The organism is Candidatus Delongbacteria bacterium, from assembly GCA_020634015.1.
In the GTDB taxonomy this organism is placed as follows: Bacteria; CAIWAD01; CAIWAD01; order CAIWAD01; family CAIWAD01; genus JACKCN01.
In genome coordinates this window covers 787,487-798,991 of the sequence record JACKCN010000001.1, presented here as the reverse complement: position 1 = coordinate 798,991, position 11,505 = coordinate 787,487, and the positions used below count along the sequence as shown (strand labels likewise).

Annotated in this window: 4 protein-coding genes; all 4 read left to right on the top strand. The window is 65.5% G+C overall.

Annotation, left to right across the window (positions count from 1 at the left end; all coding sequences use genetic code 11):
• The first annotated feature begins 190 nt into the window (after positions 1-190).
• The 4 genes from H6678_03270 to pbpC all read left to right on the top strand — a co-directional run bounded on the left by H6678_03270 (position 191) and on the right by pbpC (position 11,375).
• Complete coding sequence (locus H6678_03270; protein MCB9472813.1) at positions 191-859, top strand: TetR/AcrR family transcriptional regulator; 669 nt, start codon at positions 191-193, stop codon at positions 857-859.
• Positions 860-903: 44 nt separating this feature from the next.
• Positions 904-3,180, top strand: coding sequence for a TonB-dependent receptor (locus tag H6678_03265; protein ID MCB9472812.1), 2,277 nt, complete (start codon positions 904-906; stop codon positions 3,178-3,180).
• Between the two features lie 342 nt (positions 3,181-3,522).
• Positions 3,523-9,027, top strand: a complete 5,505-nt coding sequence (locus tag H6678_03260; protein ID MCB9472811.1) for a hypothetical protein — start codon at positions 3,523-3,525, stop codon at positions 9,025-9,027.
• Positions 9,024-11,375, top strand: coding sequence for a penicillin-binding protein 1C (gene pbpC, locus H6678_03255; GenBank protein ID MCB9472810.1), 2,352 nt, complete (start codon positions 9,024-9,026; stop codon positions 11,373-11,375). Before H6678_03260 ends, pbpC begins: the two co-directional genes overlap by 4 nt.
• The last annotated feature ends 130 nt before the right edge of the window (positions 11,376-11,505 follow it).

The window sequence follows — 11,505 nt, the reverse complement described above, 5'->3', positions numbered from 1 at the left end:
GAAGACCGAAGAAATGCAAACGGCGGATATGAACCAGAACGATTTTCAAGATCAATCCAAACAAGCACTTGCCAGAAATGTTACCGAAAATTTGCACTCGGGTTGACAAACTGACTGGCAGTCATTACTCTTGCCCCCGCTGAAAATGACTGTCAGTCATTGACTGAACTGAAGAACATTGGAGGGCCCGATGGGATCCACGGAACGCCGGGAACGGGAGCGGGACGAACGGCGGCGCAGCATTCTGACAGCCGCCGAAAGACTCTTCCTGGAAAAGGGCTACAGCGCCGTGACTCTGGACGAGTTGGCGGCGCACTGCGAGCTGGCCAAGGGGACGCTCTATCTCTACTTCCCTTCGAAGGCGGACATGCTGGGAAGCATTGCCCTGGCCACGATCCAGGATCTGGGCGACCGGTTCCAGCGGGTTCTGGAGACCTGCCAGGATCCCGCAAGCTGCCTCGGGCAGATGGGGCAGCAATACATGGAATACCATCACGCCACGCGCGAACGGTCCGGACTGGTTGAGCTGGCCAGATCGAGAGCGATCCAGGAACAGTTGAGCCCCGAATTGCAGGCGGCCTGGGGCCGGGAAAGCGGACGTTCGATCACCCAGCTTGCCCAGGCCCTCGGGGGCTGTCGCGCCGCCGGTTTGCTGGTCGAGGACCTGGATCCGCTGGAATTCGCACTGGTCCTGGCTGGCTGTTCGATGGGCCTGATCGAGATCGCGGGACAATGTCAGGGCATGTTGCCCCTGGAACCGGCGCAGTTCGTGGAACGCGGCTGGAGCCTGTTGCTGTCCGCCGTGAGCGCTCCGGGTGTGGATCTTTCCCGTTCCATGAAGGACGGAGGCCCCGAATGACAACACACAGCTGTCCCGACTTGCATGGTGAAAAGGAGATTGGCATGCGCCACTGGATTGGTTGGATTCTTCTGTTGCCCCTGCTGGTGACACAGGCACATGGAAGTGCATACTCTCTGGAGGGCGTTGTGGATGGCCGCGTCCTCGATGCCCACAGCCATCTGCCTCTGGCCGGTTGCAACGTGGTGATCACGGGCAGCAATCTGGGCACGGCCACGGACCTTGACGGAGCCTTCAGCATTGGCAAGGTCAGGGTCGGAGTGCATTCGCTGACCCTGAGCATGGTGGGGTACGAGACGCGCGTGCTGACGGACGTGATCGTCAAGCCCACCCGCAATGATCCTGTCGAGGTTCTGCTTTCGCCCGCGGTGATCCAGCTAGAAAGCCTGGTGGTGCGGCCCGACTGGTTCGCGGTCCGCGCGGAAGGTGGCGCTCCTGCCGTGAGCTACAACCGCGAGGAGATCCGCCGGGCCCCGGGCAGTGCCGAGGACGTTTCGCGTCTGCTGAACGTGCACCCTGCCGTGGCGATGGGTGTGGACGACCAGCGCAATGACCTGGTCGTGCGTGGCGGCAACCCCATCGAGAACCTGATGCTCGTGGATGGGCATCCTGTCCAGAACCTGAGCCACTTTGCTTCGCAGGGTTCAACCGGCGGTCCGGTGAGCATCATGCAGGCGGACTTCATCGACGATGTGCGGTTCGTGCCCGGTGCTTTCGATGCACGTTACGGCAATCGCCTCTCGTCCGTGATGGACCTGCGCATGCGCCGCGGAAACTCGCAGGAGTTGCGCGGGGAACTGTATACAAGCATGGCGGGTGCGGGTTTCCAGCTCGAAGGCCCCGCGGGCGGCGGAGGCAGTTTTCTGCTGGGCGGACGCCGCAGCTATCTGGAATTGATGACCAGCCAGCTCAACCTGGCCACGGCTCCCGTGATGGCCGATGCCAACGCCAAGCTCTCCTGGCCCATGGGCGACCACGACCGGCTCGAGTGGCTGTTCCTGGGCAGCAGCAGTCGGATCCAGCAATCCGCCATCGACGATGCGGACATGGGCATGAACTACGACACGCGCGTCGGCAACGGGATGAGCGGCCTGCAATGGCAGCACTTCAGCCCCGGAGGCGCCACACGCACTCTGTCGTACACCCTGAACCAGCAGCTCTTCAACGAGAACTTCTCCTGGTTCGACTCCACCGAGCACAATGACAACACGGCCCGCGAGAATGTGCACACCTTTCAGCTGTCCACCATCGAGCGAATCGGGAAGGGAAGCCTGGATCTGGGTGTGGGACTGGAACTTCTCGACAGTCAGCACGATGTGTCGCTGGATTCCTGGACCTCCCCCTACGGCGAAGTACTGCCAGCGGCCCAGGTGCACGGTGCACTGGACAAGAAGCGCAGCTGGGTCCATCTCAACTATGTGACCTGGTTGCGTGGAGGGCTGCAGATCACGGCCGGTGCGCGCCTGGATCACGACGACTTCTTTGGCACCACCGACCTGCAACCACGATTGAGCCTGCGCCAGGATCTGGGTCGGGACTGGGCGCTCACCTCTTCGGCGGGCCTGTATGCGCAGACCATTCCCGCGGTCTGGGCCGTGCAGGACGCGGCCAACGACAAGGTGTCCAGCATGAAGGTGCGCCAGATGCAGGCGGGCGTCGAGTTCCGGCCCCAGGATGCCTGGCTGGTGAGTCTGGATGGCTTCTATCGTCTGTATACGGACATGCCCTACAGTCTGCAGCAGGATTGGCTGCCCCTGGCGGCTGCCGGATCCTATTTCGGCTATTCCGATCTGGGCGAGATCGCCAGCGGTGGAGAAGGCCGCTCCTACGGGCTTGAGTTCCAGGCCCAGAAGAAGCTGGACGAGAAGACCTATGGCACCTTCAGCTATGCCTGGTCGCTGTCGCGCTATCGCACCGAGAGCGGCCCCTGGTTGCGCGGCCCCTTCGATCGCCGCCACATGGCCACGCTGATCATGGGCTGGATCCCCAACAATCGTCTGGAATTGAGCATGCGCTGGGCGGTCTCCGGAGGAGCCCCGTATACGCCCCTGGATCCCGTGGCCAGTGCGGCGGCAGGCCGGAGTCGCTACGACCGGACCCGGATGAACGACGACCGCCTGCCCCTGTATCACCGACTGGACCTGCGTGCCGATTGGCGCTTTCACCTGAAACGCTGGAATCTGGTGACCTTCCTGGATCTGCAGAACGCCTACGACCGCCAGAATGTTGTCAGCCGCTACTGGAGCGTCAAGGACCAACGAGCCAAGGATCAGATCGGCTGGGAAATCATGCCCGTGGGCGGCATGCGCCTGGAATTCTGACGGAAGGCCCGCACGGCGGGCCTTCTTCATTGGGTGACCAGGAGGCGTTCCAGGCCCCCGCCGAAGGCATCACACATATGTAGCCCGTGGGGAATCCACGGGCTACTTATGCATTGTGCCTTCGGCTCGTGGTGGATCGCGTCTTGAAGGGGATCCGATCTTGATGGGCGCTCCCGGCCTCCGCCCATACCCGCCTTGGCCTGCCCCGGCTCGAACCCTATCTTCGGGGCGCTTGCCGCCGGCTGTCCGGATCCTCTGGATCGGTCGGTCCCCATTCCCCATCGGGAGAGTCCCATGATCCGCCCTCACCTTCGGTCGAGCAGTCCATCGGCCCATCGTTCCATGTACCGCGTTCTGGTGTTGCTGCTGCTGCTGGCCTGCGCGGGCCCCAAGGGCAATTCGCCGGAACTGGAAAGCCGGATCTATGCCCATACCAACGGACTGATTCCCCGCGATGCCGAGATCCAGATCAGTTTCCGCGACAACATCGAGATCGGTCCCAATGATCTGGCCGACGGATCCGGTCTGATTCGCTTCACGCCCGTGCTCAAGGGACGCATGAGTCTGCGGAATTCACGGACTCTGGTCTTCACGCCGGACGAGCTCCTGCCCACCGATCAGGAGTATCGCTGTCGCGTGAACATGGGCAAGGTCTTCAAGGATCTGAAGGGTGATACTCGCTACGGCTTCAGGCTGAAGGTGCAGCCCTTCCAGATGGAACTGAGCACGCTCAGTCTCTCGCCCAGCCCTGGCGGGAACTCGCAACTCCAGCGACTCTCGGGCGAGCTGAGCTTTCCCGACAAGGCCGATCAGGACTGGCCGGCGCACATGCTGCGTCTGGTATTCAATGGCCGTCCCGTGACACTGAAGGGCCAGCTGTCCTCGAATGCCCGGACCTATGCCTTCTGGGCCGACAGCCTCGAGCGTGGCGAGGAGGACCGGGTGATCGAGCTGCGCTGGTCGGCCCGGGAAGCGGGATCCAGCGAGCAGGGCACGCGCAGCCTGACTCTGCCCGGAACCGGTGTGTTCCGTTGCCTGCAGCTCACCGAGCGCAGCTCCGCTCCCCAGCAGTTCGTGCTGGAGTTCAGTGATCCACTGGATCCGGACCAGGAACTGACCGGGCTGGTCCGGCTCGAACCGGCGGTGGCCCTGGATCTGAAACGCGAAGGCAACCGGGTGGTGCTGGTCCCGCGCACCCGGATGAGCGGGCGGGTCCAGGTCAGCGTGGCGGGCGAACTGCGCAGCACGCATGGCACCAGTCTGGGTGAGGCATGGGCGGGCCAGCTGGATCTTCCCGAGGCGGAGCCGGGCCTGCGCTTCGTGGGGCAGGGCACCATTCTGCCCTCGGGAGACAGCCTGCTGCTGCCCATCGAGAGCCGCAATCTGCGCGGATTGGTGGTCAGCGCCATCCGTGTGCCACAGGACAACCTGCCCCAGTTCCTGCAGGTGAACCAACTGGATGGACAGAGCGAGCTGTACCGGGTGGGCCGCCGTGTCTGGTGGCAGGAGTTCGCCCTGCCCGATCCGGGCGAACGGCGTCAGGAGTGGACACGCCATGTGCTGGATCTGGCCCCGCTGGCACGCAGATTCCCCAGAGGGCTGTATCACCTGGAGGCCTTCTTCCTGCCCGGGCACTCGCTGTATTCCTGCGCGGGCATGATTCCCGAACCCGTGCTTCCCGGTCCCTTGGCCCATGGCGAGAATGATCAGGATTACCGGGCCTTTCTGGATGCCCGCAGGAATGCCGCGGTCCAGCAGGGCTGGAGCCATTCCGACGATCCCTGTGCCGACGATTTCTTCTGGTCCTGGTGGGACGATGAACCGACACGCGTCACGGGGCGCAACGTGCTGGTGAGCAACCTGGGGCTGCTGGCCAGCAGTCAGGAGGACGGCAGCCTGCTGGTGGGTGTCAGCGACCTGCAGACCGGACGCCCGGTGCCCGACGCCCGCGTCGAACTGTGGAGCAAGGACCTGTTGCGTCTCGCCAGCGCGTCCCTGGATGCCCAGGGCTTCGCACGGCTGGCCAATCCGGATGCGGGCCTGCCCACCAGCTGGCGGGATGCCAGTCCCTTGCTGGTGGCCGTGCGCGGCGACGACCGGATCTTCATGAAGCTGGACGCGGCAAGCCGGCTCTCGCTCAGTGGATTCGACACCGACGGCGTGGGCGCCGAACACGGTCTGAAGGCCTGGATCACGGGCGAGCGCGGTGTCTGGCGTCCCGGAGACTCCCTCTTCGTCAGTTGCATGGTTCAGGATCCGCAACACACACTGCCTGCGGGGCATCCTCTCGAGCTGGAGCTGCGGACTCCGCTGGGCACACGCTATCTGAGCAGCCGGCAGAACATGGCGGCGTCCGGGTTGAATGTGTTCCGGCTGGCCACGGCCCCGGATGCGCCCACCGGGCACTGGGAGGCCGTGCTGAAACTGGGCGGGCGTGAGTTCCGTCAGCTGCTGCGCATCGAGAGCGTGCGCCCCAATCGTCTGGCCGTGGATCTGGAGCTGGAAGGCCCGCTGCTGGCCGGCCGGAAACTGACGGGCAACCTGGATGTGCACTGGCTGCACGGTGCTCCCGCCGCAGGCCTGAAGGCCGATCTGAGCCTGAGCCTGCGCGAGGACCCACGGCCTTTCCCGGGCTGGACTGAGTTCAGTTTCCGCGACCCGACACGCAGTTTCCAGCCCGCGGAATTCCGTCTCACGGAAGGTCGCCTGGATGGAGCCGGGCACTGGAAGCTGGTGCTGGATCCCCTGCCTCTGGACGCTCGTCCGCCGGGACGGCTGAGCGCCGTGTTCACCGCGCGGGCCTTCGAGGAAGCAGGTGTCTTCAGCCAGCGCAACCAGGTGCTGCCCGCCCATGCCTGGCCGCGCTATCTGGGCATGAAACTGCCCGAGCCCAATGCCTGGGGCTTTCACGCCACCGATCGGCCCACCCGGGTTCGCCTGCAGGCCCTGGATCTGGAAGGCCAGCCCACCGGGCCGGTTCCCGTGGAACTGAGTCTTTACGCCATTGACTGGCACTGGTGGTGGGAAGAAGGGGCCGACAACATCGGGCGTTATCTCACGCGCGAAGGCATCGAGCCGGTCCGGCGTGATACACTGACCCTGTCCGCCGGGGGAGCCGACTGGGAATTGATGGTTCCCGAGCAGGACTGGGGCCGCTACTTGCTGCTGGCCCGCGACATCCAGGGCGGGCACCGCTGCGGGCAGTTCCTCTTCTTCGACAGTCCCGAGATCGAGGGCAGCCGCGGCGGTGATACGGCGGAAAGTCTGTCCCAGCTGGCGCTCAGCCCCGATCGCGAAGTATATCAGACCGGGCAGACCGCCATCATCCAGGTTCCCACCGCCCGCGGAGCCCAGGTGCTGGTCAGTCTGGAGAAGGGCGGGCGTGTCCTGCGCCGATACCGCCAGGCCGCCGGAGCCGGCTCGACACGCCTCGAGATTCCCCTGCTGCCCGAGCATTCTCCCACGCTCTACCTGCATGTCACCGTGCTGCAGCCCTGGCGCAACAGCGCCAACGATCTGCCCCTGCGCCTGACCGGAATGCTGCCCCTGACGGTCGAGAATCCGGATACACGCCTCCACCCCGTGCTCAAGACTCCCGCCGAGTTCCTGCCCGGTCAGGAGGCGCGCATCACGCTCAGCGAACGGGACGGTCTGGCCTGCGACATGACTCTGGCCATCGTGGACGAGGGCCTGCTGGATCTGACCAATTCGGACACCCCCGACCCCTGGAGCCACTTCTACGGCAAGGAAGCGCTGGCCGTGGTGCACTACGACAACTACTCGCGCGTCAGTGGAGCACTGGCCGGGCGCATGGAGTCGGTGCTGGCCCTGGGCGGTGATGGCTGGGAAGCCCCGCCCGAAACCAGGGTCAACCGCTTTCCGCCCATGGTGCGTTTCATCGGGCCGATCCGGTTCAAGGCGGGTGAAACACGCCAACTGCAGGTGCCTTTCCCCGAGTACATGGGATCGGTCAAGGTGATGGCGGTGGCCAAGGCCGGCGATGCCTGCGGTTCCTCCGGGGTGGCGGTGCCCGTGCGGGGTCCCCTGATGGTGCTGGGCGCACTTCCCCGCGTGATCGGGCTCAAGGAAGAGTGCAGTCTGCCGGTGAGCGTGTTCGTGGGCGATGAGGTGACAGGACCGATCACGCTGAGTGTGCGCGCCGAAGGAGGTCTGCAGCTTGATGGCCCGGCCAGCAAACAACTGGCTGCGGGAAGTGGAGAGCGTCGCGAGTCCTTCCAGTTGAAGAGCGCGGCCCTGCCGGGCAGTGGCCGTGTCATTCTGGAAGCCCGCAGTGGTGATCTGGTGGCCAGCCAGCGCATCGAGCTGGCCCTGCGTCACCCGGGTGGCCGCGAGAGAGATACCGTTGAGAAACTGCTGGAGCCCGGGGAAGAACTGCAGCTGGATTGGCCCGGCAATGGTCTTCCCGGCACCTCGCGTGGCCGTCTGGAACTGTCGCTGGGCCCACCTCTGCATCTTGGCGAGCGATTGGAAGGTCTGCTTGGATATCCTCATGGATGCCTCGAGCAGATTGTCTCACAGGCCATGCCGCTGCTGGCGTTGGAAGGACTGGGCCAGCTGCCCGACTCGCTCCAGGAACGACGCGGACTCTGGCTGCGGGCCACCATCGAGCGCCTGCAGCGCCTGCAGCAGCCCGAAGGCGGCTTCGGGATGTGGCCCGGGCGGTCGCGCATGGATGACTGGGCCAACTCCTGGGCCGGACATTTCATGCTGCTGGCCGAGAAGCAGGGCTATGCCCTGCCTGCAGGCATGAGGGCCAACTGGGTGCTCTGGCAGTCGCGTCGGGCCAGCGCCTGGACCACAGGTGATGCCGCCAGCCAGTTGACCCAGGCCTATCGCCTGTATACACTGGCATTGGCGGGAAGTGCTGATCTGGGTGCGATGAACCGCCTGCGCGAGCGCCAGGACCTGCCGGCAGCCTGCCGCTGGCGTCTGGCGGCCGCGTACAGGCTGGCCGGCCACGAGGATGGAGCACAGGCCCTGAGTCAGGGACTGCCGCTCGCGGGCAGCGATGCCAGCATTGCCGATGTGGCCTACGGGTCCAGCCTGCGCGACCGCGCGATGGTTCTGGACGCCTGTGTGATGCTCGAGCGCCGCGAGGATGTGAATCGCCTTTCCCGCGAGATCGCCGGGGAGCTGGGCACCGGCCAGCACAGCACACAGAGTCTGGGCTGGGCCCTGCACTCGCTCGCCGAAGCGACACGCCTGCTGGCGGAGGGCGGGGGCATCCGGGCGGAACTTGGGCAATCCGGCAGAACACGCAAGCTGGAGACCGCTCGTCCCCTTCTGGAACTGCCCGTGACACCGGGAGGGACGAACGCGGACCAGGTACTTCGCAACACCTCATCGACTCCGCTGCACGTGGTGTTCACCCGCAGCTGGTTGCCCGAACCCGGGACCGGCACTGCACTCAGCCACGGCCTGAACCTGACGCTGGAATTGGTGGATGACCAGGGGCAGTCGATCCTGGCCGACGGCGTGCGTCAGGGCACGGATGTGGTGCTGCGGGCCACCGTGAGCAACCCGGGCAACAGGCCGTTGAAGGACCTGGCGCTCACGCTCTCCCTGCCCTCGGGCTGGGAGCCCCGTGATCCAGCGCGCGAGTTGATTGGAGTGGAGTACCAGGACCGGCGCGACGACCGTGTGATCAGTTACTTCAATCTGGCAGCCCATGCCCGGGTCGGCATCGAGGTGCGCGCCCATGCGGCGTTCCCGGGACGCTATCTGATGCCGGCCCAGCGCGTCGAGGCCCTCTACGACAGCGACGTCCAGGCGGTGGTGCCCGGCGATTGGGTGCGCGTGCTGTCCTCGGGATCCGCCAGACCGTGATGCGCCGCAGGGGAGTTCCGTTCCGCCTGCTGCTGGCGTGCCTGTCTCTGACGCTGCTCTGGTTGGGCCGACCCCCGGGTCAGCTCTTCCGCGAGCCGTGGTCCTATGTGCTCGAGGATCGAGAGGGAAAACTGCTGGGAGCCACGGTCGCCGCGGATCAGCAGTACCGCTTTCCCCCGGGGGGGAGCCTGCCCGAGCGCTATCGGGTGGCCGTGATCCAGCGCGAGGATCGGCGTTTCCTGTCGCATCCCGGCGTCGATCCTCTGGCAGTCCTGCGTGCCATGCGGCAGAATCTGCGGGCTGGTGAAGTGGTCAGCGGGGCCAGCACGCTCACCATGCAGGTGATCCGTCTGAGCCAGGGGAATCCTCCCCGGACTCTCTATCGCAAGTTGCAGGAGGCGGCTCTGGCCGTGCGTCTGGAACTGCATGCCTCCAAGCAGGAGATCCTGGAACTCTACGCCAGTCATGCGCCTTTCGGAGGCAACACGGTGGGGCTGGAAACCGCCGCCTGGCGCTATGTCGGCCGTCCGCCCCACGAGCTGTCCTGGGCCGAGGCCGCGCTCTTCGCCATGCTGCCCAATCGCCCCTCGGCCCTGCATCCGGGCAAGCGGCGCAATGCCTTGCGCGAGCAGCGCGATCGCCTGCTGAGCAGTCTGGCCGAAAGTGGCCAACTGGATTCGCTGGAGCTAGAGCTGGCGATTGCCGAGCCCCTGCCCGCCGCCCCACGCCCCTTCCCGCGTCTGGCACCACATCTGTACCACACGCTCCAGTCCCGTGCTCGACTCGATCCCGCACAGCACGCTGGCGAACCGCCGCGTCTGCGCAGCAGCCTGGATCTTGAAGAGCAGCGACGCACCCGTGCGATTCTCGATGTGCGCCAGCAATCTCTCGCGGCGGAGGACATCGCCAACATGGCCGCCCTGGTGCTGGACTGGCGCACGGGCGAGATCCGGGCCTGGGTGGGCAACAGCGGCACGGGAGCCGGACGTGATGTGGACATCATCGAGGCCCGGCGCAGCACGGGCTCCCTGCTGAAACCACTGCTTTATGCCGCGCGCTTCGACGAAAGCGCGCTGCTGCCCGGTTCGTTGGTGGAAGATGTGCCGACGCATCTGGGTGGCTATTCACCCGTGAACTTCAACAAGGATTACAGCGGAGCTCTGCCCGCCAAGGATGCGCTGATTCGCAGCCTCAATGTTCCCGCCGTGCTCCAGTTGAAAGCCTTCGGTGCGGCCAGATTCTACGGCCTGTTGCAGGACTTCGGGCTGGGTGGACTCAGTGGCGGACCCGAGCACTACGGCCTGACCCTGATTCTGGGATCCGCGGAAGCCAGCCTGCTTGAATTGTGTACGGCGTATGGCATTCTGGCTCGCTGCACGATGTCTGACCGGGGCGCGCGCTTCACCCCAGGCCTTGAACCCGGAGGCGATCCCGCATCCCGGGTGGAGAATCCTCTGGGACGTGGTGGAGCCTGGCAAGCCCTGGACTGTCTGGCCGATGTGACACGCCCGGACGAGTTCGGTTCCTGGCGTCGCTTCGACGGAGCGGTCCCCGTGTACTGGAAGACCGGCACGAGCTTCGGGCGTCGGGATGGCTGGGCGATTGGCGTGACCGCCGAGCGCGTGGTGGGAGTCTGGGCCGGGAATGCCGATGGCCATGGTGCCGCCGGGTTGACCGGCCTGGGAGCCGCCGCTCCCGCGCTTTTCGAGATCCTGGCTGCCCTGCCTGCCCCTGCCACACGCCTGCTGTCGCCCACGGACGAGTTGCGTCCGCTGGATGTGTGCGCACTCAGCGGCATGCGTGCCTCCGAGGTCTGTCCGGAGCACCGATCCGTGCTCGCTACGCTCAAGGCGCGGAACGGTCCCCGCTGCACCTGGCACCACTGGGTCTGGCTGGACCCCGTCACGGGCGAACGGGTGACCGCTGACTGCGCTCTGCCCGATGCCCGCGTGCGCGTGCCGTGGTTCGTGCTGCCTCCCGATGTGGAAAGCATCTACCGCTCACGCCACATGGAGTATCGCCTGCTGCCCGCCTGGCGTACCGACTGCCGTCCCGAGGATCCGGCCAGCGTGGACCCGACCGGCGAGCTGAGCCTGATCTACCCCTCCGAGGGCGCACGCCTGCTCTTGCCCCGCGGCCTGGATGGCGGGCTGGAAGCCTTCATCTTCGAAGCCGCCCACCGCCGCGAGCAGCGTGTGCTGTTCTGGCACCTCGACGGCGAGTTCCTCGGCCGCACCGAATCGCCCCACCGCCTCTCCGTGCGCGCCGCCCCCGGCCCCCACCGGCTGACCATCGTTTCCGACAGCGGCGAGCGTCTGAGTCGCCGGTTCACGGTGCTGGCACGGTGATGAGCTGTTCGTGGGCTGGGGAATGACAGGCCCGGTTTTCGCACTGTACGAAGAATGGTCCAGGGTGTTCAATGCGGTTCAAGCTGTGATTGGGACTTGTCGCAGGATCGCTGTAGGAGAATCACAACAT